Source organism: Mangrovimonas sp. CR14, from assembly GCF_011764015.1.
Classification (GTDB): domain Bacteria; phylum Bacteroidota; class Bacteroidia; order Flavobacteriales; family Flavobacteriaceae; genus Mangrovimonas; species Mangrovimonas futianensis.
In genome coordinates this window covers 152,528-175,847 of record NZ_JAAFZY010000006.1, presented here as the reverse complement: position 1 = coordinate 175,847, position 23,320 = coordinate 152,528, and the positions used below count along the sequence as shown (strand labels likewise).

At 35.7% G+C, this 23,320-nt stretch carries 21 protein-coding genes and 1 tRNA gene; 12 read left to right on the top strand and 10 right to left on the bottom strand.

Features of this window, described 5'->3' with window-relative positions; translation table 11 throughout:
• The first annotated feature begins 2 nt into the window (after positions 1–2).
• Positions 3–2,618 carry a carboxypeptidase-like regulatory domain-containing protein gene (locus GZ212_RS13270; RefSeq protein WP_166961178.1) on the top strand — a complete coding sequence of 872 codons (2,616 nt, stop codon included), beginning with the start codon at positions 3–5 and terminating at the stop codon, positions 2,616–2,618.
• Positions 2,619–2,766: 148 nt separating this feature from the next.
• Here the strand turns inward: GZ212_RS13270 and GZ212_RS13265 are convergent, their stop codons facing one another.
• Both GZ212_RS13265 and der read right to left on the bottom strand, forming a co-directional pair.
• The gene (locus GZ212_RS13265) at positions 2,767–5,574 is read right to left on the bottom strand and encodes an outer membrane beta-barrel protein (RefSeq protein ID WP_166961176.1); all 2,808 of its coding nucleotides are present in this window, start codon (positions 5,572–5,574) and stop codon (positions 2,767–2,769) included.
• A gap of 127 nt (positions 5,575–5,701) precedes the next feature.
• Positions 5,702–7,006, bottom strand: a complete 1,305-nt coding sequence (der, locus tag GZ212_RS13260; RefSeq protein ID WP_166961174.1) for a ribosome biogenesis GTPase Der — start codon at positions 7,004–7,006, stop codon at positions 5,702–5,704.
• An 80-nt stretch (positions 7,007–7,086) separates the two neighbouring features.
• Here der and GZ212_RS13255 point away from each other — a divergent pair, with 80 nt between their 5' ends.
• Positions 7,087–7,593, top strand: coding sequence for a GTP-binding protein (locus GZ212_RS13255; protein WP_166961171.1), 507 nt, complete (start codon positions 7,087–7,089; stop codon positions 7,591–7,593).
• A 9-nt stretch (positions 7,594–7,602) separates the two neighbouring features.
• Here GZ212_RS13255 and era read toward each other — a convergent pair whose 3' ends face one another.
• Positions 7,603–8,487: a GTPase Era gene (gene era, locus GZ212_RS13250; RefSeq protein ID WP_053970208.1), complete on the bottom strand. Its 885-nt coding sequence runs from the start codon at positions 8,485–8,487 to the stop codon at positions 7,603–7,605.
• Between the two features lie 109 nt (positions 8,488–8,596).
• Here era and GZ212_RS13245 point away from each other — a divergent pair, with 109 nt between their 5' ends.
• Both GZ212_RS13245 and hutF read left to right on the top strand, forming a co-directional pair.
• Complete coding sequence (locus GZ212_RS13245; RefSeq protein ID WP_166961169.1) at positions 8,597–9,388, top strand: N-formylglutamate amidohydrolase; 792 nt, start codon at positions 8,597–8,599, stop codon at positions 9,386–9,388.
• Positions 9,388–10,767 carry a formimidoylglutamate deiminase gene (hutF, locus tag GZ212_RS13240; RefSeq protein ID WP_166961165.1) on the top strand — a complete coding sequence of 460 codons (1,380 nt, stop codon included), beginning with the start codon at positions 9,388–9,390 and terminating at the stop codon, positions 10,765–10,767. The genes GZ212_RS13245 and hutF overlap by 1 nt, the downstream gene beginning before the upstream one ends.
• Positions 10,768–10,771: 4 nt before the next feature.
• On the opposite strand, the gene GZ212_RS13235 is transcribed toward hutF, so the two are convergent.
• Positions 10,772–11,230: an RNA methyltransferase gene (locus GZ212_RS13235; protein ID WP_166961163.1), complete on the bottom strand. Its 459-nt coding sequence runs from the start codon at positions 11,228–11,230 to the stop codon at positions 10,772–10,774.
• Positions 11,231–11,327: 97 nt separating this feature from the next.
• Between GZ212_RS13235 and GZ212_RS13230 the strand changes: the two genes are divergently transcribed.
• Both GZ212_RS13230 and GZ212_RS13225 read left to right on the top strand, forming a co-directional pair.
• Complete coding sequence (locus tag GZ212_RS13230; protein ID WP_166961160.1) at positions 11,328–12,083, top strand: metallophosphoesterase; 756 nt, start codon at positions 11,328–11,330, stop codon at positions 12,081–12,083.
• 11 nt (positions 12,084–12,094) lie between these two features.
• A complete protein-coding gene (locus GZ212_RS13225; RefSeq protein ID WP_166961157.1) occupies positions 12,095–12,442 on the top strand; it encodes a VOC family protein in 348 nt (115 codons plus the stop codon).
• Between the two features lie 36 nt (positions 12,443–12,478).
• Here the strand turns inward: GZ212_RS13225 and GZ212_RS13220 are convergent, their stop codons facing one another.
• From GZ212_RS13220 to GZ212_RS13195, 6 genes are all read right to left on the bottom strand, one after another.
• Positions 12,479–13,525 carry an NAD(P)-dependent alcohol dehydrogenase gene (locus tag GZ212_RS13220; protein ID WP_166961155.1) on the bottom strand — a complete coding sequence of 349 codons (1,047 nt, stop codon included), beginning with the start codon at positions 13,523–13,525 and terminating at the stop codon, positions 12,479–12,481.
• A 2-nt stretch (positions 13,526–13,527) separates the two neighbouring features.
• Positions 13,528–14,562: an Atu2307/SP_0267 family LLM class monooxygenase gene (locus GZ212_RS13215; protein WP_166961338.1), complete on the bottom strand. Its 1,035-nt coding sequence runs from the start codon at positions 14,560–14,562 to the stop codon at positions 13,528–13,530.
• A 33-nt stretch (positions 14,563–14,595) separates the two neighbouring features.
• Positions 14,596–15,561 (bottom strand): aldo/keto reductase, encoded by a 966-nt coding sequence (locus GZ212_RS13210; RefSeq protein WP_166961152.1) that lies wholly within the window; start codon positions 15,559–15,561, stop codon positions 14,596–14,598.
• A gap of 144 nt (positions 15,562–15,705) precedes the next feature.
• On the bottom strand, positions 15,706–16,008 hold the full coding sequence (locus tag GZ212_RS13205; protein ID WP_166961149.1) for a hypothetical protein: 303 nt from the start codon (positions 16,006–16,008) through the stop codon (positions 15,706–15,708).
• A gap of 54 nt (positions 16,009–16,062) precedes the next feature.
• A tRNA-OTHER gene (locus tag GZ212_RS13200) sits at positions 16,063–16,155 on the bottom strand.
• 232 nt (positions 16,156–16,387) lie between these two features.
• Positions 16,388–16,750 carry a hypothetical protein gene (locus GZ212_RS13195; protein WP_166961146.1) on the bottom strand — a complete coding sequence of 121 codons (363 nt, stop codon included), beginning with the start codon at positions 16,748–16,750 and terminating at the stop codon, positions 16,388–16,390.
• A gap of 496 nt (positions 16,751–17,246) precedes the next feature.
• Here GZ212_RS13195 and GZ212_RS13190 point away from each other — a divergent pair, with 496 nt between their 5' ends.
• The 6 genes from GZ212_RS13190 to GZ212_RS13165 all read left to right on the top strand — a co-directional run bounded on the left by GZ212_RS13190 (position 17,247) and on the right by GZ212_RS13165 (position 23,314).
• Positions 17,247–18,410: a C45 family peptidase gene (locus GZ212_RS13190; RefSeq protein ID WP_166961143.1), complete on the top strand. Its 1,164-nt coding sequence runs from the start codon at positions 17,247–17,249 to the stop codon at positions 18,408–18,410.
• A gap of 592 nt (positions 18,411–19,002) precedes the next feature.
• Entirely contained in the window at positions 19,003–19,539 is a 537-nt protein-coding gene (locus GZ212_RS13185; RefSeq protein ID WP_166961140.1) for a hypothetical protein, read from the top strand.
• Between the two features lie 267 nt (positions 19,540–19,806).
• A complete protein-coding gene (locus GZ212_RS13180; protein ID WP_166961137.1) occupies positions 19,807–20,508 on the top strand; it encodes a hypothetical protein in 702 nt (233 codons plus the stop codon).
• 166 nt (positions 20,509–20,674) lie between these two features.
• Positions 20,675–21,199, top strand: a complete 525-nt coding sequence (locus GZ212_RS13175) for a hypothetical protein (RefSeq protein WP_166961134.1) — start codon at positions 20,675–20,677, stop codon at positions 21,197–21,199.
• Positions 21,199–21,759 carry a hypothetical protein gene (locus GZ212_RS13170; RefSeq protein WP_166961132.1) on the top strand — a complete coding sequence of 187 codons (561 nt, stop codon included), beginning with the start codon at positions 21,199–21,201 and terminating at the stop codon, positions 21,757–21,759. The genes GZ212_RS13175 and GZ212_RS13170 overlap by 1 nt, the downstream gene beginning before the upstream one ends.
• Before the next feature lie 157 nt (positions 21,760–21,916).
• Positions 21,917–23,314 (top strand): AAA family ATPase, encoded by a 1,398-nt coding sequence (locus GZ212_RS13165; protein WP_166961129.1) that lies wholly within the window; start codon positions 21,917–21,919, stop codon positions 23,312–23,314.
• The last annotated feature ends 6 nt before the right edge of the window (positions 23,315–23,320 follow it).

Sequence of the window (23,320 nt, the reverse complement as noted above, 5' to 3'; positions counted from 1 at the left end):
TTATGAAGGTATGGTCATTCATTATTTTAGGATTAGTTTGTTTTGTTTCATTTTCCCAAACCCAGCTAACAGGCATTGTAAAAGATAATTCAGGCAATCCTTTAGTTGGTGCTGTCTCAACTATAAAAAACACAAATTCTCAAGCAATTATAGCATATGCCATTACTGACGAATTAGGGGGCTTTTCATTTCAAATTAATTTAGAAAAAGAAGGACTCGAAATTGAAATACAGTCTTTGGGATTTAAGAAATGGAAAAAAGTACTCTCAAAAAAAAATACACATTTGGATATTGTATTACAGGAATCTGTGGAACAACTGAAAGAAGTTTTTTTAAAATCTGATCCGATTAGGAAAAGAGGAGACACCATTGCTTACAATGTTTCTACTTTTAAAAATCAGAGCGACAGGACTATAGCTGATGTTATAGAAAAAATGCCTGGACTAAGTATTCTTCCATCAGGACAGATCACCTATATGGGGGAGCCTATTGAAAAATACTACATTGAAGGTCTAGACTTAATGGAAGGAAAGTATAAACTTGCCAATGAAAGTATTTCTGTTGAAGATGTAGCTCGTGTAGAAATTCTAGAGAATCACCAACCCATTAAAGTTTTGGATAGTTTGGTAGGTTCACAACGTACTTCTATCAATATCAAATTGAAAAATAATGTAAGTTTGAGCGGTAAAGTTGAAGGAGGTATTGGCTTTTCTCCGGGTTTGCTTAAAACAGAAATCACACCATTCTTACTTTCTAAAAAGCGACAAACCTTCACTAGTTATCAGTACAATAATATTGGAGAGGATTTATCTTCATACAATTCTGATTTTTCACCATCCCAATCCAACTTACCTATATTTGATGATTCAAAAAGGAATTTTTTAAAGATTCAACAATTACAAAACCCGCCATTCTCTAATGAAAGATGGTTAAATAATAAGGATCATTTTGGTTCAGCAAATCACCTTGAGAGATTAAAAAAAGGATTAGACTTAAAAGTTAATTTATCCTACTTAAATGGAACTCGAAAAGAAAATGGATTCCAAGAAAGTATTTACAAAAATGCCTCCAACAACTTAAACTATTTTGAAAGTATAGAAAATACTTTTCGTTTACATTCCTTAAATACTAAAATTACGTTAGAAAAAAACGTGAAGAAAAATTACTTTAAAAATGTATTTAGTTCTAATAATTATTGGGACAAGAATCATGGTTTTATCAAAAATAATATCACTTCAATCTCACAACAGGCTTTAAACCCTTTCTGGAATCTTAAAAACCAGTTTCATATATTAAAACCAATGGGAAAGCAGCTACTAGAATTCAACTCTAGTGTAGGCTACGTAAATACCTCTCAAGAATTGATGGTAACCCCAGGAGTTTTTATTGATTACTTTAATAATGGTGAAAACTATGAGAAAACACACCAATTTTTGAATTATCATACCTTTTACACCCATAATTCTATAGGATTTACGAAAAGAATAGGAGTTTTTACAATTGTTCCAACAGCTGGGTTTTCCTTTATCAAGGAAGAATTTAAATCTGATATAATAACTGGTGTTAATAATAACCCATTAACTGAAACGACTAATGATTATGGATTACGCTCTTTCACAACATTTTTAACAAACAAATTTGAATACAAGGATAATATATGGCGTATAACTTTGCGCACACCTTTATTTTTGAGAAATATAGAATCACCCGAATATAATATCGCTTCTAAACCACTAACATTTGAACCTGATCTGTTCCTATCTAAAAAACTTACTCCTTTTTGGGAAACACAGTTTTCAGGACAAATATCCAATTCATTTGGTGAAGCAGAGAACCTACATCGTGGTTTAATATTGGAAAATTATAGAAGTTTGACCAGCAATGAGCCCGTTTTGAGTAAACAAATTCAACACAGGGGATCCCTTGCTCTTCGCTACAGGAATTCTCTTAAAGGGTTGTTTGGTTCGGTTTCAATTTCTTTAACTAAAATTAAAAATAATCTATTGTTTGACTATCGAGTGTCTTCTAATGGCGCCATTACTATTTTTAGTCTTGAGCAAGACAATAATCAAGTTCAGAATAATATGGCATTGAACCTTAGTAAATATATCGATGATTGGAAAACTACCTTAACTGGCAGCTCTAGCTTCTTTGTTTTTAAACGAGATCAGATAGTAAATAATGTATTTGATAAATATAAAACTATTGGGAAGCAATTCGCATTTAAAGCCGATATTGAAGCAAATAAATGGCTCACTATTGGTTTGAACACCCAGTTGAAAACTTCACAACTAAAATCCAAGGATGTAAGTTTTGAGAGAGTAAAAAATTGGAGCAATTCCTTATCTGCTTTTTTTTATCTAAGTAAACGCCAATTCTTAAACGCAGATTTTGAACATTTTTATAATAACCTTCAAAGCAATCAAAATACTGTTTTCTTGAATATACAATACCAATATTCATTCAAAAAACATCCTATAGACGTGAAGCTTTCGTGGAATAATATTTTAAATACAAAAAGCTATATTAACATGCAAAATAATGAATATTATAGTTTACAAAGTTCATATATTATAAGACCTTCCCAAGTATTTCTGACACTTCTGTTTACCTTATAAAAATGATTCTTATTTAAACAAACTCACCTATATTTTCATTTTTAGAATCGTCATCCAAAATGACTGATCTTCCACAATTATAATTAAAAGAAAAGGGGCGTTTCAATTTGAGACGCCCCTTTTTGGTTATTTCATTTTTAAATATTTCTTAGTCCATCCAGAAACCACCACGGTCATTCACTTCTCCCTTTTTACCCAAACTATTGAACTTCCAACTAAAGCTCAACATAAAATATTGTTGCAATACGGTACTCTGTGAATCTTGAATATAATTCTGGGTAGCCGTTCTTCTGGCATTGGTATTTTGGTTTAACAAATCATAGACTTTAAAAGTCGCTGTCGCTTTATCCTGTAGAAAGGAATAGGCCACTGTTGTATTCCAGAACCAAGCACTTTTCTGGAAACCGGCCGAAATGTTGGGGTTATAATTAAAGGTTATATCATTTCGCCATTCAAGATTCTTTGGAAGGAAAAACCCGGTTCTAATATTCAAATTGTGATATTGGAATCTCTGATCTTCAAATTCTTCCAAATCGTATGAATTGTTTGTAAATGTCAACGAGTACCTAGGTCGAATTTCAAATACATCTTTCCAAGTGAACTTAAAGTTTACTTCTGGAGATAGAGACCTCACATCACTGGCATATTGCACTCCATTATTGAAGTTGACGTTTCTTGAAAAATTACCATTGGCACCTACCCCAAATCTCACCGTTCTTAAAGAATCTATTTTCACTTCTTTATTGTAATCCATTCCCGCATAAATTTGATAGTTCCCATCGACATTTTCATAAGTTGTTTCTCTCACAAAGTTTTCATCAATGATGGTTTTGGAAACCACAGCATTATCTGTTACTCGAGCATTGACATAAGACCAAAACCCTGTATGTTTTTGAAAGTCATAATTGTTGAATCCCATGTACAATCTATGATTGTTTGACGGCTCCAAATTGGGATTACCTACAATGGTATTCAATGGGTCTGAAACATTTGTAAAGGCTTGAAGTTGGAATAATTCTGGCGGATCATTATTCAGCCTATACCCCATATACATCGAAGATTTACCACTAAATCGGTAATTGGCATTGGAATATAATTGAACCGCTTCAAAATCACGTTCTATATTAAATTGAGGTCTTAAATTATCACGGTTTTCAAGCGTTCTAAAAATATATTCGGCTCCAGCTCTAGCTGAGAATTTTTCGCCACGGTAGCTCAAGGATAATCCCGGTGTACTATTTTGATCTAAATACTCAAAGTCTGTACTCAAATCTTCATTGAATTGAGAATATTCCCCCATATCATCCAAATCATAGGTGGATTTAACATCGGTAGACTTGTTTCGATTAAACTTGTATTCCAAATTCACAAAAAACTTCTTTTCTACAATGGGAATACTATACCTTATTTCAGAACCCAAATTTTCGGTTTCACCATTCCCATCTGTAAATTGGTTTCTTATGGTTTCATCAATTAAAATGAAGTCTGGATTATTAGGGTCCAACTCATCCGCTCCATAGACGTAGGTTTCAGAATTCAGGAAATCGTCACTGTTTGATTGACCTATTTCATTGGTAATACCAACTCGTAAATACCCTCCTTTGTCAAACTTCTTGGTGATATTGATTCGGTTATTAAAGGTTTTTCCATCTCTTTCCACAAAGGAATTTGTTGCCGATGTATTGGTCAATTGTCTTTCATCATTGAAGGAACTTTCTCCATTATCAAAGGAGGTCTTGGTTCTTGAATAACGAAACGAAGGCTGCACATTGATCAAAAATGTAGAGTCAACCTTTATATCAAATTCCAAATTTGCCGAATGGCTATCTGTGTCATTATCGCTTCTAGATCTCGAATCTGTATAGTATCTAGAATCGGGCAAAATGTTTTCACGTTGTGTGGTCGATTCATTAAAAGAGCTACTTCCCGAAAAGAAATAATCGGCCGAAACATCAGTGTCCTTTCCTATTACATCTGCATAATTCATCCCTGCATTTTGGGAAGTCGTAATTCCTTGTCCGCCACCAAAAGTTCTTCCATCAATCGTAAAGGAACCGTTACTGTTCCAAGACATACTGTTTCCACGACCAAACATTTTTTCAATTTCCCCAAAACTAAATCCGGGGGAATTGATGTTATTCCCTCCTGCTAAAACACTGATTCGCCTATCGTTATCAAAATAATTAAACATTCCGGCAAATTCGTACCGCTCATCGGTACCGCCACCTGCAGACACCCTTCCAAAAACACCTTTATTGTTTTCTTCTTTAATAGTTAGGTTGATGGTTTTGTTTTCCCCATCAGTCACTTCTCCTGTAAATGCCTCGGATTTACTTTTGGTGTCTACCACCTGAATCTTTTCAATGATATCCTTGGTTAAATTTTTGGTTGTAATACTAGGATCATTACCGAAAAACGGCTTCCCATTAACCAAAATTTTATTTACAGATTTTCCATTGACCTTAATAGTTCCATCATCCTCAACCGTCACCCCTGGTAATTGTTTCAGTAAATCTTCTACCGTTGCATCTTTTTTGGTTTTAAAGGACTTCACATTAAATTCTAAAGTATCCTTTTTAATGGTCACAGGAGCCGAAGCCTTAATCACCACCTCATCCAAGGCATCAGAACTTACAGCCATGACAATGTTTTTAAGGTCAATCACCTCTTTATCCAATTTGATATTTTGATAATAGGTTTTGTAACCTACATACGAAACAAACAAATTGGCTTCCGTATCTCCCGTTTTCTCTTGTAGGGAGAATCGACCGTCTTTATCAGAAATGGTATAGGTAATCAAAGAGCTGTCCTTAACTCTTTGTAAATAAACAGTAGCCGATTCTAAGGGTGATTGATCTTCTTCTGCAACTAGTTTTCCAGAAATTTTAAATGGATTGGTTTGGGCAATAGAGGTTAAGGCATAGAAACATGCCATGAACACAAGGAATTTCTTCATTGACTTTTTTTGATTGATGTTTAGCTTATTCAGTTAAGAGAACGAAAATAGCTTAGTAATCGTATGAAACTTCTTAAAAAAAACCTAAACTTTCCTTAAAATTCAATGAGTTAGCACCTATTAAATCCTATTTTTTACGCATATATACGGTTACCGGAACTCCATGAAAATCAAAATGTTCCCGTAATTTATTTTCTAAAAAGCGTTTATAAGGATCCTTTACATATTGTGGAAGGTTGCAGAAAAACGCAAATTGCGGTTGTGGTGTAGGCAATTGCGTGATAAATTTAATTTTGACGTATTTCCCTTTATATGCCGGTGGTGGATTGTTTTGAATAATAGGAAGCATAACATCATTCAACTCTCTAGTTTTTATCTTTTTGCTCCTATTTTGAAATACTTCTACAGCAGTTTCAATAGCTTTAAAAATACGCTGTTTGTTCAACACTGAGATAAAGACAATAGGCACATCTGTAAAAGGCGCTATTTCTTGTCTTATTTGCTTTTCAAAATCTTTAAGGGTTTTATTATCCTTTTCTACAAGGTCCCATTTATTCACCAAGATAACAATCCCTTTTCGGTTACGTTCTGCCAACCAAAAGATGTTTTGAACTTGACCATCAAAGCCTCTTGTAGCATCCAGGACAAGCAAGCACACATCACAGTGCTCAATAGCCCGTATACTTCGCATCACCGAATAGAACTCTAAATCTTCTTTAACCTTTGATTTTCTTCTGATTCCGGCAGTATCCACCAAGTTGAATTCAAAACCAAAACGGTTGTATTTGGTATCTATAGAATCCCTAGTAGTTCCGGCAATATCGGTAACGATATAACGGTCTTCGCCAATTAAGGCATTAATAAAAGAAGATTTACCGGCGTTGGGACGTCCTACCACGGCAAATCGTGGCAACTCCTCTTCTTCTCTTTCTTCTTTTTCTGGCAAGGACTCAACTACAGCATCAAGTAATTCTCCAGTTCCACTTCCGTTGATACTTGCAATGGTATAATATTCCCCTAATCCTAAAGAGTAGAATTCTAAAGCATCATGCACCCTAGCAGCATTATCTACTTTATTAATGGCTAAGAATACAGGTTTTTCTACCTTTCTTAATATTTTGGCGACGTCCTCATCCATACCAGTAACACCAGCTTCTACGTCCACCATAAAAATGATAACATCGGCTTCATCAATAGCCAATTCTACCTGTTTATCAATCTCGGCTTCAAAAACATCATCACTACCTACAACGTACCCTCCGGTATCTATCACAGTAAATTCACGTCCGTTCCAATCACTTTTTCCGTAATGGCGATCTCTAGTCACGCCGCTTACGGCATCAACAATGGCTTCACGACGTTTGATCAACCTATTAAAAAATGTAGACTTACCGACATTGGGACGTCCTACTATAGCAACGATACTACTCATAATCTTAGAATTGTTTGCAAAGGTAGTGTTTACAATCTGAAGAAAAAATACTATTTTTCTGCAGATTATCAGCTTCTTTTATGGCTTTATCCAATGACATTGTTTTAAGACCCCGATTTCAATTAGAATTATCGAGATCAAACCAAACCATACTCAAGGCTTTTGAACAAACCAAAGGCCATCAAAAGAATTTTGTGGTTTCACGAATAGACAACCATGTTTTTATTAGAATACCAAAAGCAGAACAACATTATTGGTCTCCCCAATTGCATTTGGAAGTGTTGCCCAAAGATCAAGACAACTGTACGGTTCATGGTTTGTTTGGCCCCAACCCAACCATATGGACCATGTTTATGTTTCTTCATTTTATCGTGGCTGGTCTTTTTATCGTTTTTGGAATTTGGGCTTACTCTAACTGGACTTTAGAATTACCATTTGTGGTACAGCTCACCATCATGTTTTTGATGATTATAGCATGGGTAACCCTCTATTTATTGGGTAGAATGGGAAGACATTCAGGCAAAGAGCAAATGCATCAATTGCATGATTTTATGAACGACGTCTTGAAGCAGGAACATTTACTGTAATACAGATGCTTACTTTTGATTGTATCCGAACCTTCTTAGTTGATTTGGATTGCTTCTCCAATTTTTATTCACCTTGACAAACAGCTCTAAATGAACCTGTTTCCCGAAGAAAGCTTCCAAATCCTTTCTGGATTCTACACCTACTCTTTTTAAGGCCGAACCTTTATGTCCAATAATAATCCCTTTTTGAGTATCACGCTCAACCATGATGACTGACTGGATTCTGATAATCTCTTCCTCCTCCACAAAGGATTCGGTTTCAACCTCAACAGAATAAGGGATTTCCTTTTTATAATGCAGTAATATTTTCTCCCTAATCGTTTCATTAACAAAAAATCGTTCAGGCTTATCAGTCAATTGATCTTTTGGATAAAATGGAGGTGAGTCTGGTAACAATTCAACAATCCTAGTAAAAACGGTTTCTACATTAAACCCTTCCAAAGCAGACACAGGAATAATTTCGGCATTTGGCACTTTCTCTTTCCACAGTTCCACTTGGGCTTCCAGTTGCTCTTGATTGGAAGTATCAATTTTGTTTAACAACAATAAAACAGGAATTTTTGAGTGTACAATACGATTAAAAAATGCTTCATCCTTTAACTCCTTCTCCCCTATCTCAACCATATAAACCAACACATCGGCATCCTCTAGAGCAGACTTAACAAAGTCCATCATACTTTCTTGAAGCTCATAAGCTGGTTTGATAATTCCCGGGGTATCACTGAATATCACTTGAAAATCCTCGCCATTGACAATGCCCAAAATACGATGTCTCGTGGTCTGAGCTTTAGAAGTAATAATCGATAATTTTTCACCTACAAAAGCATTCATCAATGTAGATTTACCCACATTGGGGTTCCCTATAATATTCACAAAACCTGCTTTATGCCCCATCTTTGTCCGTTTCAATTTTGGCAAAGGTACAACCTTAACGGTTTACTTGCATCAAGGTAAAGAGATAACTTGTACTTTTGTAACTACAGACTAATTTTACAACCAGCACATGGTATACAACATTATTGAACCTACAGCCAAAAAAGTTCCTATTATATTAAGTTCACCACACTCTGGAACCCTGTTTCCAGACGACGTGAAAAAGCAATTAAAACCAGAAGTCGTATCAAATCCAGACGATACCGATTGGTTTATAGATCAGTTATACGATTTTGCCCCTGCTTTGGGCATCACGATGATAACCGCTCGATACAACCGATGGGTTATCGACTTAAACCGTGATCCAAATAGCAAGCCTTTGTATAATGATGGCCGTGTGATTACGGGCTTGGTACCAACCACCAATTTTAATGGCGATTCTTTATATAAAGATGAAACGCCAACGGAGCAAGAAATCGAAAATAGATTACAGCAGTATTTTTTGCCATATCACCAAAAAGTTTCAGAGCTTTTAAATGAAACCAAATCGCAATTTGGAAAAGCCCTTCTTTTTGATGCGCATTCCATAAGAAAAGTAGTGCCTGGTATACAGGAAGCCCCTTTTCCAGATTTAATTTTGGGAGACAACGACGAAACATCCGCTTCCAAAGCACTTATTGATTCAGCCATCAGTATTTTGGATTCCCACTCCTTCAACTTCAAGCACAACCACCCATTTAAAGGGGGGCACATTACTAGAAGTTTTGGAAAGCCTTCAGAAAACATCCACGCATTGCAATTGGAAATGGCCAAGACGAATTATATGGATGATTCCGAGACCCAATACCATCCCGAGCGTGCCGAACAGATGCGACTTGTTTTAAAATCCCTTTTTGAGAACCTAATAAATACCCTTTCCTAATGAGCAAAGCCTATCGATTCAACGCGCTTTTAACAGAAACCGGTTGGTTGAACAACGCTGTAGTAACCTTAGATGAGAACGGTTGCGTCCTTTCTATCAAACAAGATGACTTGGCCCAAGCCGAAAACATTAATGGTTTTGCCTTACCGGGATTTCAAAATGCCCATTCACATGCCTTTCAATATGCTATGGCAGGGTTGGCCGAATTACATGAAGGTAGCGGGCAACCTGATGATTTTTGGAGCTGGAGATCGGCCATGTATGACTTGGCATTGCAAGTATCGCCTGAACATCTGGAAGCCATTGCCACCATGCTGTATAGCGAGATGTTGAGACATGGATACACCTCGGTAGCCGAATTTCATTATGTACACCACGACCCTGATGGAAATCCTTACAGCAACTTAGCTGAACTTGGTTCCCGTTTAATTTCCGCGGCTAAAACAGCAGGAATCCAAATAACTTTGGTTCCTATGTTCTATCAAAAAGGAGGCTTTGGAAAAGAAGCTGAAAGCAAACAGAAGCGATTTATTTCAAAGACCATTGAGGACTACTATCGCTTGTTGGAAAGCAGTGAAAAAGCAGCACCATATTATGACCAAGCAAAAGTTGGCTTGGGGATTCATTCCTTGAGAGCCGTAACCGGTGAAGACATCATACAGGTGGGCAGAAACTTTGGCAATAACCGCCCATTTCACATTCATGTTTCAGAACAAATTAAAGAGATTGAAGACTGTAAAGCCTTTTACCAACAGCGCCCTGTTGAATGGCTAATGAATAACATGGACCTAAACCCCAACTATCATTTGGTGCACGCCACCCATTTAAATGATGATGAAGTTAAGGGGATTGCCACCTCTGGCGCTCATGTGGTTTTGTGCCCTACTACGGAAGGAAACTTAGGAGACGGTCTGTTTAGATTTCACGACTACAAAGCACTTAACGGGTCATGGAGTATCGGCACCGATAGCCATATAGGAATCAGTCCGATGGAAGAATTACGTCTTCTAGATTATGGCCAGCGTTTAACGACCCATAAGCGCAACACCTTTTACCTACCCTACCATGGGGACAGTGGTTTGAATGCCATCACTATGGCCTACAAAGCCGGAAAACAAGCCATGGGGCGCTCACATGAATCCTTTTTTGAAATTGGGCAACCTTTTAACACAGTGATCTTTGATGCCAATTCGGCTCTTATGGCGGCTACCAATATAAAACATATATGCAATACCATAGTGTATGCTAGTGATGTGTCTCATATTTTGGGTACCATGGTTGCTGGGGAGTGGATCACGTTTAAAGGACATCACCACAATCAAGGACACATTGTATCCGATTTTGTAAAAGCTTTGAGAGACCTGAAATCGAGATTGTAAAATCTTAGGAACGAGGCTTTGCTATTCCACGGTCATACATGACGATACTTCCGGCAACAGATACATTGAGGCTAAGTTGAGAAGTGAACTTTACCAAATGATGGCTTTTCTCAATCGCCTTCTTGGAAAGACCGTGATCTTCTGCTCCCAATAAGTAAACACAACGTCTTGGATGGTGAAAGGTTTCCAATGGTTCGGCATCCTCAGTTAATTCCACACCTACCAGTCTTGCTCCCTTTGGTAAGTTGTTGTAAAACTCTTCAAAGTTATCGTAATGAAAATAAGGCATAGACTTGACCGCATTGTGGGTATCACAAGCCTGTTTGGCATATCGGTTTCCTATAGTAAATATAAAACTGGCTCCCATATTTTGGGCAGACCGCCATAACACCCCTAAATTCTCTGGGGTTTTCCCGTTTTGAATCCCGATTCCGAAAAACTCATTGACAAAATTATCGTTCATGATGCAAAGGTAACAATTCAAAGAAGCTTAAAAAGCTAGGTGTATCTCCAAGTTTGATGAAATGGATGTTGTAACTTTACCACCAACCTGACAGCAAATGACCATACAAGTTTGTTCAGATTTACACCTGGAATTAAAAGAGAACCGTGAGTGGTTTAAAAAGCATCCCATTATACCAAAGGGAGATATTTTAATCATTGCTGGTGACACCTACTTTTTAAACCGAAACTACGGCAAACTAGACTTTATCAAACAAGCATCTCAGGATTTTAAAGAGGTCTTTCTCATTCCTGGGAACCATGAATTTTACGGTGGTTATGATGCCGCTTATGCTTTATATCCTATTGTAAAGAACATTGCCCCCAATGTCACGTTGCTAAATAATACCTCATTACAAATAGAAGATTATACCTTTATTTTTTCAACCATGTGGTCGCATATCAGCAAGCAGATGTATGAAGTGATTAACGGCATGATTGATTTTAGAAACATCATTTATAAAGGCGGTCAATTTTACATGCACCATTTCAATAAACTACATAATAAGTCCTTTGAGTTTATTTCGGACGAAGTTGAAAAGAAGGGAAAAAAGGTAGTGGTTACCCATCATTTACCCAGCACCCAATGCCACCTCCCTGAATTTAAGGGCAACTTGTTGAGTGAAGCCTTTTGTACCGATAAAACCGAATTCATCTCCAAAAACAACATTCAATATTGGATTTATGGACACAGCCATGGCAACCAAAGGGATTTTGAAATTTCCGGAACCAAGATGGTCACTAACCAGTTTGGCTATATCCATTCTGAAGAACATCACGATTTCAATTATGAAAAAACCTTAGTCTTAACTTAAAACCTCAAGACATGAAAACTTTAAAAGCCACCCGAATCAACATCATGATATCCCAAATGGATCAAAGTATTCAGTTTTATGCGGAAGTTTTGGGATTACCTCTATTGAATCATTGGGGTGACCATTATGCCGAAGTACAAGCCGCCAATGTGATTTTGGGTCTGCACCCTACCAAAGAAAACACCCAAATAGGTGATAATCTGAGTATCGGGCTTGGGGTTACCAACTTTGACGAAACGGTCGCTGAATTAACCGCCAAAGGTATTATCTTTAATGTTGAAAAGGATGGTTACATCAGACTGGCCCATTTCAAAGACCCTGACCAAAATGCTCTATATTTGGCAGAAGTTCAAGAATAAAAAAAGCAGAAGTAACCTTCTGCTTTTCTATTTGATTTATTTCTTAAGAGATGCCATATCAATGACAAAGCGGTATTTGACATCGGCATCAACCACACGCTCCCAGGCTTTATTCACCTCTTGAATATCTATCATTTCTACATCGGGTAACACTTGGTGCTCCCCACAAAAATCTAACATCTCTTGGGTTTCCTTAATCCCTCCTATCATGGAACCTGCTATATTTTTACGTTTTGAAATAAGCGCTCCACCATGCACTTTAGAAAGGGGTTCAATGGCACCCACCATGGCCATGGTTGTATCCCGTTTCATCAATCCCAAATACGGATTCACATCATGATCAACAGGAACCGTATTCAATAAAAAGTCAAAGGAATTGGCATGTTCTTTCATTTGTTTGGCATCGGTGCTTATAAGTACCTCATCGGCTCCCAAAGCTTCAGCATCACCTGCTTTGTCTGGAGACCTAGTGATCATCACTGTGTGGGCACCCAAGGCATGGGCAAACTTGATTCCCATATGGCCCAATCCGCCTAAACCAATAACCCCTACTTTATCTCCTTTTTTCACATTCCAATGCTTTAATGGCGACCAAGTGGTAATACCAGCACACAATAGAGGTGCTACCTTGGCAGTATCCAAACTTTCTGGAATGCTTAGTACAAAGGCCTCATCTACCACCACGCTTTCCGAATACCCGCCATAAGTATGTCCGCCGGTATGTGGGTCGTGACTGTTATAGGTAAACGTAGCTCCAGTTTCACAGTATTGCTCCAAATCATCTTGACAGGAATGACAGGTTCTACAGGAATCCACCATACAACCTACACCCACCAAATCACCTTCCTTGTGACGCGTCACCTCGTTACCTACTGCAGTTACCCTTCCTATAATCTCATGTCCAGGAACCACCGGATATTTGGCTGGTCCCCATTCACTGCGGGCAGTGTGTATATCACTGTGACAAACACCACAATACAAAATATCTATATGAACATCTGTGGGCTTTAACCCTCGGCGTTCAATTTGAACCGGTTCTAATTCTTTATCCTTGGCATGTGCGCCATATGCTTTAACTGTCATCTTTATTGTTGTTTTAGTGATTTTCTTATTTCTGGAACCACTTTGGTTCCAAACAATTCTATGGCCTTCATTAAATCTTTATGTGCAGGCCCGCCCACATCAATATGGGCCACATATCTAGTTAAGCCAAACATTTCTATAATACTTAATATTTTATCTACTACTTGATTGGGTTCTCCCATAAAAAGAGCGCCTTCGGGAGATATTCCTCCTTCAAACTGCGCTTGGGTATAAGGTGACCAACCTCTACTTTTCCCAACCCGATCCATTTGTGCTGCATAAAGCGGAAAATACTCAGCGAGCAAATCCTCTCTTGAAGCCGTCAAATAGGTATGTGAATGCACACCTATTTGCATAGAGCCCATATCATGACCATGATTTTCATACTCCTGCTTGTAAAAATCTATCAAGGGTTTAAACTGTTGTGGCATGCCACCAATGATGGCAAAAATAATAGGCAATCCTAATTTGGCAGCTCTATATACTGACTCTGGCGTGCCTCCTACAGCTACCCAAATAGGTAAAGGTTTTTCGGGTCTGGGATAAATGGTTTGCTCATGCAAGGATGCCCTAAAATTTCCCTGCCAAGTCACCGTTTCCTCGGCATTAAGCTTCAAAAGCAACAGTAGTTTTTCTTCAAACAAGGCGTGATAGTCCTTTAAATCATACCCAAACAAGGGGAAGGATTCTATAAAACTACCCCGACCGGCACATATCTCTGCCCGCCCATCTGAAAGCAGATCGAGCGTTGCAAAATCCTGGTATACCTTTACGGGATCGGAGGAACTTAAAACCGTAACCCCACTACTTAACTTGATATGTTTGGTCACAGAAGCCATGGCTGCCAAGACAATTTCTGGAGAGGCCACTGCGTAATCTGGACGGTGGTGCTCCCCAATAACCAAGGCATCCAAACCCAATTCATCTGCCAATTTTATTTGCTCAAGCATTTGAGCTAAACGCTCTTTTGGGGGTTGGGCTTGATTGGTATGCCTGTCGAATGAAAGATCTCCAAACATGCCCAGACCAAATTCTATTTGATTCATAATAGTGATGGTACTTTTACAGATTTAGGAATTGATGGTATTCACAGGACTACTGGCCTTATCCAACAGTTCCAAATCTTCGGCATCCAAATTCAAAAGCGGTGCTTCAAACAATGTTTTTAACTGAGATTGACTGGTGGCACTAGCTATAGGAGCCCCAATGGTAGGCTGAGCCAACAACCAAGCCAAAGACACGGTTGCTGGAGTGGTTTGATGTTTGTTTGAAACCGTATCAAGAGATTCAAGTATGGCGAGTCCTTTATCATTCAGGTACTTTTTAACACTACCACCACGCGGACTTTTTTCCAAATCTGCTTCTGAACGGTATTTACCCGTTAAAAATCCCGAGGCCAATGACCAATAAGGAAACACCATAAGTCCGTATTGTTCTGCTAGGGGTCGGTATCTGGATTCAAAATCCCTTTCCAATAAATTGTAATGCGGTTGTAGTGCCTGGTATTTGGGCAAACCATATTTCTCTGAGGCTTGAAAGGAGTCGTGTATTCTTTCTGGGGATAAATTGGAAGCCGCAATATACCTTACCTTCCCAGCCCGTATGATTTCTTGATAAGCTTCCAGGGTTTCCTCAACTGGTGTTACCTCATCATCAAAGTGGGTGTAATACAAATCGATATAGTCGGTTTTCAAGCGTGTTAAGGATTGATCTACCGCCTGTAAAATGTGTTTTTTACTGGTGTCTTTAGGGTGTATACCCGTTTCTCCTCCCACCTTGGTGGCCATAATGACCTGTTGCCTATTTTTTCTCTCTTTCATCCATTTACCAAAAATGGTTTCAGACTGTCCGCCTCCTTTACCATCTACCCAATAGGAATACATATCGGCGGTATCGATAAAATTAAAGCCTTGATCTACAAAGGCATCTAAAATGAGGAAGGATTCTTTTTCATTAAGGGTCCAGCCAAACACATTGCCTCCCAAATTTATGGGAGCAACCTGCAGGTCTGTTTGACCTATTTTTATTTTTTTCATGATGTTTTACTTAAGAAGTCCTAAGTTATTTAAATACCAAGAAAACAAGGGGCTTTGGACTGTTATAATATTCTTAAAATGATTTAGCCAATAGCCCATTGAGTGTTAACATTTTACAATTATCATATGGCCCTAGTGTCCAAATTAGTTTGAAGACGTACACCCTTGATTCAATAATTTCAAGGTAAGTTTTTGGTAAACTGTAAGTACGGCCAAACGTTCTTCTTTGGTTTTATACTTGTTGGCAGACCCATAGATAGGTTTTTGTCTTTTCAGTTTTCCAGTCTCTGGGTCGGCAAAGGAAAAATAGACATACCATCTCTTTTTGATGTCACCTTTTCCCGTATAGATTTTGGGGGTGGAAAATTTCTGCTTCAATGACAAATCGTATTCACTTTCGTATTCATTTTCGTATTCACGCTCTAAGAGCTCCGTAAAATTAAGCATAAAAAAAACGGTTTGGAAGCTCCAAACCGTTTAATACTGCGACTTTGTCATTTGTAGCGGGAACTGGACTCGAACCAGTGACCTTCGGGTTATGAGCGAAGCTAAAATTATTTTACAACTAACTCAAAACCAACTATTTATCCCGTTATTTTTTTCGATAGTGAACACAAAACGTGTGCAGCAAAAACGAATTTGATGTTGTGGTTAAACATTCAATATCAAGCAATTTAGGCAAAGGTTTTGAGATATCAAAATTGAAAAATTTAGTTTCACCATTTTAATAAAATTATTGAAATAAAATTATCAAAATTTAAACTATGAAACTTAAGATTGGCCCATCCATTGTCTACCATTTCCCACTTAATAAGTAAGTAACAAGTCATAGATGAATCACCAATTCCTTTTCTAAATTGTACTGAACCTGAGCGGAACCATATCCGAACTTTTCAGCTTTGACAATATCAACTCTTGAAGCGTCATATGATAATAAATTAAAAATAATTTCTCCTTTACTATTACATGGACGATATCCAATAATAGTTTCTCTTCCTCCAACTCCATATTCTATTTTATTCACCCCAAGTAAGGCAACTTTAGCCCCAGAAACAGGATCTTTCGTTTGTTCATCAATAACGGTCACTTTTATAGAAATCACATTATCTCCATCTAGACCTACACTGCATCCCATGATAAAAACCAATATGCAGGAGATAAAAAAATTATTTTTTAAAATGTAAAGCATCTTTGAAGTTTTAGAAATCGTGGTAAGGCAATTTAATTGACTTGAACCTTCATTCTATCCTAAATTATGAATAAAACAAAAACTCGGACAAATTCAAAACTAATTTTAGCGGGTGGATTTTTTTAACTGTTAAGAACAAGACTTAAAAGAGAGAGATTCAATTAATCAAATTCACCATTTCCATAATTTAACAGAAAAAAGAGATTCATTGCGATGTTTAAAAAAATAATTATTCATGTTGATTAGTTAGGTTAATTCAAACCATAAAATATAATCTTACAAGAATTACCTAACTGTTTTCAACATAAATTTTCAAGAAAATTCTTTCAAAAAATCAAATTAATTTTTTATATTTAAGAACCTCACTAGGAGCAATTAACAGTATTGTTTTTCATCCGTCAAGTTTACGGATTCGATTTCTACTATAATAAATCATCAATTTTGGACGCAGAGTCTCATGGGTTGAGATCAACCTCCAAAACTAAATCAATACATCATGAAACATTTCATCCTTTTACTCTGTATTACTATTATAACTGCTACTTGCTTTGGACAAAAGGAAAAAAGGACCTTAAAAACGGTTACTTTTGACGGAGAAGGTTATCAATTAGGTTTTCAACATGGCAAACATTTTCAAAAAGAAATAGCTGATATTTTAGCTGTTTGGAAAAGGAGTTTGATAGGGAAAGGGGATAAAACAGCGGATGAATTGATATCCGATTTTTTAGCCTACGCAAAATTTGACGAAGCCATCAAAAAATGGACTCCAGAATTAAATGATGAAATTAAAGGTATTGCTGATGGTTCCGGACAATCTTTTAAGGATCTTCTGGCGTTAAACTTAATGGATGAATTTTGGGTCTATGACTTTGATTCAAAAAATCATCACTGCACTGGGGTAGGTGTTCCATCCATAAACGGGCAACCAGCCTATGTTGCCCAAAACATGGATCTAAAGGCATACACCGATAAATTTCAAGTACTTATGAGGTTAAGCAGAACTAAAAATCGTCCAGAACAATTGATATTAACTCACCCAGGATTACTCTCCTTAAATGGTTTAAATGAAAATGGTATTGGCGTGTGTGTCAACACTTTAATCAGGTTAAAATCATCATCTTCTGGGTTACCGGTAAGCTTTATGATTAGAAAGATTCTCAACACCACCGATCCAGAAGATATTTTATCCTTTATACAAAACGTTCCCCATGCTTCAGGACAAAATTATATCATAGGAATAAAGGATCAAATTTATGACTTTGAAGCTTCAGCTAATAAAGTAGTTAGGTATGATCCCAAAAATAAAAACGGAACCATTTTTCATGCCAACGAACCAATTGTAAATGATGATGTCAAAAAAATCAACTTGGAAGGCCCCGAGGTTGATAGAGCATTAGAAATGATGGCACTGGACAGCCAACTAAGGCATGATGCATTGTCAAATAGAATGAAAAGTAATTTCGCCATTAAAGATACCATCATCAAAGAAGGCCTAAGCTCTAAAGACAATAAATATTCTCCGGTATGCCGAACAAACAATGGACGTGGGTTTACCTTTGCATCCACAATCATGACATTAACTGGAAAACCAAACATTCAGGTCACTCCTGGTCCTCCGGATGAATCAGAATATCAAACCTTTTACTTTAACCAGAAATAAACCCCAAATTTCGAAGCATACACCTTCTCAATTCAAGTTTTAAGTTTTTAAAATCGGGAACAAAAAAACGGTTTGGCAACCCTAAACCATAAATTTATCAGCTTTCAATGCTATTAGCGGGGACTGGACTTGAACCAGTGAGCCTCTCGTTATGAGCGAAGTCAAGATAATTTTACAATTCACTCAAAAACCATCACCTTATGTCGTTTTTTTTAGGTAGCAAACACAAGTCCCGTGCAGAAAAAACGAATTTGATGTTGTGGTTAAACATTCAATATCAAGCAATTTAGGGAAAGGTTTTGAGATATCAAAATGGAAAAATCCAAAACTTTCGCAGGGGAAAATTTTCAAGAAATTTCTTTCACTCATTCAATTAAATTTTTAGTTTTATCCACTCCTCAACTAGAACAGAAATTAGCTTTTTTATAAGTTTTTTTGATAATCCATCTGATGCGATTTGTATTAGATAAATTATAAATGCACAAACAATAATTAACCCAACAATAAATAATATTTAATCAAAATGAACAAGACACTTACCTTCTTATTAATCTGTTTCCTATCTACCACATTGAATGCTCAAAAAAAATATATGAAAAAGATAGTAGACCATGCTTGTGAATGCATTCAAAATCTTCCAGATGAAAAAATGGATAATGAGAATATTGGTCTTTGCATGCTAAATGAAGCTGCAAAGTATGGTGATGAATTATTAAGAGATTACAATATTGATATCCGAAAGATAGATGAACAAGGGGAAGAATTAGGAAGAATCATAGGCGTTGAAATGCTTATTTCCTGTCCAGAGTCAATACAAAGATTAGCATCATTAAAAGTGGACGATGATGATAATGCTGAAATTTATGAACCCATGATTATCGAAGGAAAAATCAGAAATATTTCAAGTGAAGATTTTGTCATTTTTACGGTTGAGGATAATCAAGGGAAGACTTCAAAGTTTTATTGGTTAACTTTTGTTTCAAACTCAGGCACAAACATTCAATATAATTTCAATGAGACCAAGAATAAGGATGTCAAGATGGAATTTATCCAACAGGAATTATTTGATCCAAAAATAAATGAATATAGAAATTTCAATATCATTAAATCCATTGAAATGCTTAATTAGCATAGCTTTTTAAAAGCATCTAAACTTATTTAGCTTACGGGAACCCGCATTTTTTAGTTCGAAATTTATTTTATCTATTAATATTTTCAAGAAAATTCTTTCAAGTTTTAAGGCAATTTTATAGATTTAATCTCTCTCCTCTAAGAACAATAATAGCAGTTGTTTTTATCCCGAATTTATTGGATAAACAACAACATGGTAATTATATAATAAAAATAAACACACCAGGTGTGTTTACACACACGTTAGCTACAATTCTGAAAAAAAATGGACGATTTTATTGAACTTATCAAAACCAAACCTGAAATAGTAGTGACTATTTTAAGTGGTTTCCTCTTGCCAATAGTGTTGGTCTGGTTGAATAACTACTATAACCTTAAATCAAAGAGTAAAGAAAAAGAATTAGATAAGAAGTTTAACGCGGATAGCGAAATAAAAAACCAAGAAAAAGCTGTTTACGCATCTCTTTCCAAAATTTTATTCGATGTTCAACAACTGCATGTTTCTCTTTCAGGAACTTGCGTAGATAAAGATTGCATCAACAATGCGGTTGAAAAATTTGACAAATCGGTTACAAAATATCATGAGGAAATCTCCAATAATATGCTGTACATGTCATCAAAAATAATAGATGAGATTTATAGATTTTATAGTAAGATTAGCGATTTAAAAATAACTCTTAAAGAATTTAACGACAATAAGGAATTCGATATGGCTCATGTATCTGTTTACTTTTATTCATCGGAATTAGCCGAAATCCTAATTGAAATTCAGGATAGAATTTTGAAAAAGAGAACCGAATTGCAGATTGAATTTGACAAAACTGCACAAGAAATGATGACATATTGTTGCGGTAGAAAACCTCCAAAAGAACTCTATGAAAAGTTCATGAAGTTGATTAAGGAAACTAAACCAGACATATCGGACGAACAAATTGCGTTAATGGAAAAAAGGTGGAAAGAACAGTAGCTAAGAACGGCTATAATCCTTTGCTTGCTATGGCGATAAACCAAAAATCGTTACCTTTAACTTGGCTTGATTCCTACTCCGAAATTCTACCGAATTTCCTCGCAACGGAATCATAGCCAAACCGTTGTAGGTAATTTAACGAAACTTAAAAATATCTGAATATTAAATGACAATAGAATTACTAATTGCAATAATTGTTACTTCATTAATTTGGATATTAATTGTTCTAATTTTATTTAATAATCTTAAGCGAAAAAATATAGAGGCTCTTAAAAATCAAGAAATTGACTTTGAAAAAGAGAAAAACCAAATACTTAAAAGAATAAGAACAGAAAAACAAGCCGAATTTGATAAAGGGTATAAATCTGGAATAGGGAAATCTGACTTCATTGTTCAAGTTGAACCTTACAAAAACACAATCGGAAAGAAGGGCTATTTTCAAAACAGTCAAGTAATGGAAATAGGATACATTTATCGCCTATTTGTGAAAGGAATTCCAAGTCTAGATCCACATATTCAAATTGTCGAGAGAATAAAAGTGAGTGAATTGAACGAACAGAACGTAAATTCAGCAATTGGGAAATTAGATACGATAATAAACAAAATACCTAGTCCACATTTAAAACTTGCTGGCAATGTTAAAGAATTTGGAAGCGGAATATTAAAAACGATTAAAACTAAACGAAAATAATGAGTTTAAGACCATTAATTAATAATCAATCACTCATTATTGACGACCACAAATGGGGCGCAAAAGAAGAAAAAAATTGGGACAAAAGCTCAACAGATGTTCATATCGATAAAAAAACTAAATATCTAATAGACGGAAAAAAACAAGATGTTCGAATTCGAATCCCGATTAATTCTGACAGAAATATATCTGTAGAAATAAAGCGAGATAGAAATAGTGAAGTTCCAAGTAGATTAAGAAAAGAAATAATAGAAGCATTTGAAAATAAAAAAAAACGAGATGCATTTATAAAAGAACTGATTCCAATATTAGAGAATTTTTCATCAAATTTAGACAGCCTAGAAAAAGCAGAAAGTGTTTTAAAAAGAATATCTAAACATTTTGACTTGGATTGGACTTCTCAAAAAATTGAGAATTACATCAGAGGTTCTTTATTGGAATTAACTCAAGTTTACGAAGATGAAAACCGAAAGCAATATTATATTACTCTGGACAGAAATAAAATAAAAATTAGTGATGTAGACAGATGGACAAGACAAAGAAAAAATATAAGAAGATAAAAACTACCTACAACAATGGCTATAAGTAATTGCTTGTTCTCGCCTATTTCTGAAAATCCTTGCGGATTTTCAGTTTGGTGCGTACTTGCAAAGTTAAGTGCTAAACCACGCAACTACTCATAGCCGAGACCGTTGGGCTTAATTATAAAGAAACATAATGACTGAAATTAATACTATTAGAATTGAGAAACTTTTTGGAGAAAAAGATTATGAAATAAATCTGCAAAATAATCGCTTGATTTTAGTTGCTGAGAATGGAGCTGGTAAAACTACCATTGTAAATATAATTTACTTTTTCATAAGTCGTCAGTGGACTAAACTATTAAAATATGATTTTTTCGCAGTTGAAATTGAAACGGCTAATAATTCAATAAGACTAGAAAAAAATGAAATCGATATTCTAAATTCAGATAAACTAAATAGATTACTAAGAAGATACAATCCTGCGGTCAGAGAAAGAGTAAATGCCTTTTTACACAATCAAGATTTCACAGATTTTGCAAATGACTTTGAAAAACTTGAATTTTTAGCTGATGATTACAGATTACCTAAAAGTTTGATAGTAGAAATTAGCAGATTTGCAGAAAGAGAACAAATAAATCTTTTTGAAAATACTCTTAGAGAAAAAGAACAGCTTCTATCATCATTAATTAACACCCAAATATTATATCTTCCAACGTATAGAAGAATCGAACAAGACTTAAGCAATATCTTACCCGATTTAAAAGAGGAATTAAACTCTTATCGTAGAAAAAAATTTCGAATGCTAAGAAATGAAAGAGAAAGTGGTTTTGTTGAACTTGTAGAATTTGGAATGGAGGATGTTGTAGATAAGGTCAATCGTAAACTTAGTGACTTAAGAGAAGATTTTAACTCAAACCTAAAAACTAATCTAACAGGTGGTTATTTAAAAGACGTAATTAATAAAAATTACTCGAAAATAACATACAATCAAATTGAATCTCTTACACCTGAATCCCTTGAAAGAATTTTTGACAGAATAGATGAAGACGTTTTATCTAATAACGAAAAGAAAAAATTAAATCAATTTGTAAGTGATATTAGGAAAGGCGGAAATATCGAAAAAGAAGAAAATAAAATACTTGCATACTTTATTTACAAGTTAACAACGATTTATTCCAAACTTGAAGATGATGAAAGGGATATTACAGAGTTCATTAGGATTTGTAATGACTATTCATCAAATAAAGTATTTTTATACGACTATGTGAATTTTAAGATACTTATTCGTCCATTTAAAAATAAAAAGATTGACTTTCAAAAACCGATAGAATTTAGTAATCTTTCATCAGGAGAAAAGCAAATTGTTTCTCTTTTCAGTCACATATATTTGTCAAAATCCAAAAATTATTTAGTAGTCATTGATGAGCCCGAATTATCGCTATCTGTTTCTTGGCAAAAAAGGTTTTTAACTGATATTGCAAATAATGATAAATGTTTAGGATTAATTGCTGTAACTCACTCGCCATTTATTTTTGAGAATAATCTAGAAAAATATGCACACGGCTTAAATGAATTTGAAACAAAATTCTAATTCATT

Coding starts and splice junctions, on each gene's coding strand:
- GZ212_RS13270 (WP_166961178.1), top strand. CDS start 3: ATGAAGGTATGGTCATTCATTATTTTAGGATTAGTTTGTTTTGTTTCA.
- GZ212_RS13265 (WP_166961176.1), bottom strand. CDS start 5,574: ATGAAGAAATTCCTTGTGTTCATGGCATGTTTCTATGCCTTAACCTCT.
- der (WP_166961174.1), bottom strand. CDS start 7,006: ATGAGTAGTATCGTTGCTATAGTAGGACGTCCCAATGTCGGTAAGTCT.
- GZ212_RS13255 (WP_166961171.1), top strand. CDS start 7,087: ATGGCTTTATCCAATGACATTGTTTTAAGACCCCGATTTCAATTAGAA.
- era (WP_053970208.1), bottom strand. CDS start 8,487: ATGGGGCATAAAGCAGGTTTTGTGAATATTATAGGGAACCCCAATGTG.
- GZ212_RS13245 (WP_166961169.1), top strand. CDS start 8,597: ATGGTATACAACATTATTGAACCTACAGCCAAAAAAGTTCCTATTATA.
- hutF (WP_166961165.1), top strand. CDS start 9,388: ATGAGCAAAGCCTATCGATTCAACGCGCTTTTAACAGAAACCGGTTGG.
- GZ212_RS13235 (WP_166961163.1), bottom strand. CDS start 11,230: ATGAACGATAATTTTGTCAATGAGTTTTTCGGAATCGGGATTCAAAAC.
- GZ212_RS13230 (WP_166961160.1), top strand. CDS start 11,328: ATGACCATACAAGTTTGTTCAGATTTACACCTGGAATTAAAAGAGAAC.
- GZ212_RS13225 (WP_166961157.1), top strand. CDS start 12,095: ATGAAAACTTTAAAAGCCACCCGAATCAACATCATGATATCCCAAATG.
- GZ212_RS13220 (WP_166961155.1), bottom strand. CDS start 13,525: ATGACAGTTAAAGCATATGGCGCACATGCCAAGGATAAAGAATTAGAA.
- GZ212_RS13210 (WP_166961152.1), bottom strand. CDS start 15,561: ATGAAAAAAATAAAAATAGGTCAAACAGACCTGCAGGTTGCTCCCATA.
- GZ212_RS13205 (WP_166961149.1), bottom strand. CDS start 16,008: ATGCTTAATTTTACGGAGCTCTTAGAGCGTGAATACGAAAATGAATAC.
- GZ212_RS13195 (WP_166961146.1), bottom strand. CDS start 16,750: ATGCTTTACATTTTAAAAAATAATTTTTTTATCTCCTGCATATTGGTT.
- GZ212_RS13190 (WP_166961143.1), top strand. CDS start 17,247: ATGAAACATTTCATCCTTTTACTCTGTATTACTATTATAACTGCTACT.
- GZ212_RS13185 (WP_166961140.1), top strand. CDS start 19,003: ATGAAAAAGATAGTAGACCATGCTTGTGAATGCATTCAAAATCTTCCA.
- GZ212_RS13180 (WP_166961137.1), top strand. CDS start 19,807: ATGGACGATTTTATTGAACTTATCAAAACCAAACCTGAAATAGTAGTG.
- GZ212_RS13175 (WP_166961134.1), top strand. CDS start 20,675: ATGACAATAGAATTACTAATTGCAATAATTGTTACTTCATTAATTTGG.
- GZ212_RS13170 (WP_166961132.1), top strand. CDS start 21,199: ATGAGTTTAAGACCATTAATTAATAATCAATCACTCATTATTGACGAC.
- GZ212_RS13165 (WP_166961129.1), top strand. CDS start 21,917: ATGACTGAAATTAATACTATTAGAATTGAGAAACTTTTTGGAGAAAAA.